The organism is Sphingobacterium wenxiniae, assembly GCF_900116225.1.
GTDB classification, from domain to species: domain Bacteria; phylum Bacteroidota; class Bacteroidia; order Sphingobacteriales; family Sphingobacteriaceae; genus Sphingobacterium; species Sphingobacterium wenxiniae.
In genome coordinates this window covers 1-1,955 of sequence record NZ_FOZZ01000021.1, presented here as the reverse complement: position 1 = coordinate 1,955, position 1,955 = coordinate 1, and the positions used below count along the sequence as shown (strand labels likewise).

The 1,955-nt window shown below is 35.5% G+C and carries 1 protein-coding gene; it reads right to left on the bottom strand.

The genetic code is table 11. The features are described 5' to 3' along the window. Nucleotides 1-131: 131 nt before the first annotated feature. A complete protein-coding gene (locus tag BM375_RS16935; protein ID WP_093367784.1) occupies nucleotides 132-1,679 on the bottom strand; it encodes a hypothetical protein in 1,548 nt (515 codons plus the stop codon). Nucleotides 1,680-1,955 lie beyond the last annotated feature (276 nt).

Here is a 1,955-nt window from a genome sequence, read left to right as displayed (position 1 = left end):
TCGGCAACTCCTTTTAGGGTTCGCACTCGAGGCTTTCAGCCTCTGAGCACGAACCCTAAAAGGAGTGATGTGACACAGTTCAGTTTACACTACCAGTAAATTCGAATACTAACGTATCAACATTGTTATTACTAATCAAACACTAAAGTTTCTTTTATTGAACCTGTATACCTGTCATAGATATAAAGTTCCACTTTACTTCCTTCCGGATATACCACATAATCGTCAACAATCTTACTTACAAAACAGCACTCCTCAAAAGAAGTCACTCCACTGATAGTCTTACGAGCTTGATACCACGTATAATCATCCCATTTTGCAGGAGGTAATTCTGTTATTTGATAACTATTGAAGTTAGGAATTGGACTACTCTCAGAATACCTATATTTATACGAAACCTTATACTTTAACGCTGGATTCAAGTTTTTATTTTTAACTCCTATCTTTCGTGATGCCTCCCCCTCTGAAAATTTGTAAGCATCTACTCCACTATAAGCAAATTCATTGTCATAGGTAGTCCCTCCTCCATTTAAAATTACATTGTGAGACATGATATAGTCTGCTTGATTATGACTATTATATCCCGTAGTATTAAAAAGTTCAAAAGATGTAAAAGCATAATCGTTCAAATTCGGGCTTCCCCATATTTTTGCCAATAATTTACCTTGAGAATAAACTTTATTTACCATTCCTAATTTTTCATAGATAAGATCTCGAACCAATTTAGCCTTTTCTGCATTTGGTATCAATTCGTGTAATAATATAAAACTATCGTCAGAGAAGTTAATAAGTACGCTTGTATTCCTATTTACGGTGCTTGACCAAGTGCTTGGATTAAATGCCGCTGGTTGGGTAAGGCTTCCCTGTGTTATTCCTATTGCACCTGTTCCACCTACAGATCGATACACCATCTTTTGATTTGTATTTTTATTAACATCTTGCTGATGGTATTCGTAGGAAGGGCTAACATCTACTTTAAATAAAAATTTAAAAGCAGCACTACCTCCGGCTGTAACAATCGTCTTTTTATCTCCATTTGAAACCACACTGGAATAATCTAATGACAGTTTCCCCCCGACATCCATCTTTTTTATCATACCAACTCCATAAAGATTTACCAACTGTTCCGGAGTCAATGTATTACACGCATTAACAAAGTCAGTGTCTAAATAGTTTTTAAGATAATCATAGCTTAAATTATGATTCAATATTTCTAAGGAAGCTGTCTTCACTAACATATCTACACTGGCGAAAGATCTTGTACTTTCCTTTAAAGTAGTTTGATCGAATGAGGATTTAAAATCTGCTTTAAATAAAGAAAGTCCAAAAATCTTAATTCCTGTTTTTACATCAACTTTTACAATATGTTGTTTTTGAAATTTTTCATAATCCTCTCCCGATTTGGTCTGGTAATCCACATATGTCCCTCCTATTTCATGAATTCTGGCGGGCAGCTCTGCTTTCAATTTTCTGACATTTACTATTCGTCTCGTAGCAGACTCAGCTGATGCGAATCTACCATTAATCATGTCGTACCCATATCCGAGGACATCTAAACCACCATCTCCTGCATCAGCATAGCGTGGCTGTGTTTCTACAGGATTTTTAACATCTTTTTGACAACTGACTACTGTCATTAACAGCATTAAGGCCGATAGGCCTAAAAATTTAATTTTCATAGATTATAACTTTATATTAATTAAGAAAAAACAAGATTTACGAAGCCCGTTAACACCATTAAGCTTTGTCACTGCGATGTCTCCATTCGAAAAAAACAACTCATCGTTACCAGATGACGATTCCTGCACTGTTAACTGACCTCCAATACCAATTAAAATATCTTTATATAGCTTGAGAAACGTATCCGCCCTACCAAGTACATATTTTTTAGCATTCATCTAAGTCCTAGCTTTGCTGTATGAGCAAAGAGGAAAAAAGAGCACAGATGCTTTCGA